The sequence below is a fragment of the Lysinibacillus sp. GbtcB16 genome, from assembly GCF_019091145.1.
Taxonomy (GTDB): Bacteria; Bacillota; Bacilli; order Bacillales_A; family Planococcaceae; genus Lysinibacillus; species Lysinibacillus fusiformis.
The window spans coordinates 1-249 of record NZ_JAGXJV010000699.1; the positions used below are offsets into that span (position 1 = coordinate 1).

The following is a 249-nucleotide window of genomic DNA, read 5'->3' on the forward strand; positions in this document are numbered from 1 at the left end:
GTTTGTGACAGACTCCTTGCGAGTTTATCCTGTTACATTTGCTGCTTCAGGCGATGAGGAGTTGGGCAGTCCTTTGTCCGACACAGCTTATACGGTAACTTCTCAAACTGCCGCGGGCAAGAATGGCTTCAAGCTCCAGTTCCTTAAAGATGTTTCATCGGCTTATAAAATTGTGTATAAGACTAAGGCGAGCAGCCCCGTTCTGAACAATGGCCCCATCACCAACACCGTTACTTCAGGCAGTGGAGG

At 48.6% G+C, this 249-nt stretch carries 1 protein-coding gene; it reads left to right on the forward strand.

The features are described from left to right. Positions 1–249 (forward strand): collagen binding domain-containing protein (locus KVT27_RS25640; RefSeq protein ID WP_217582280.1); only part of this gene is annotated, 249 nt, incomplete at both ends.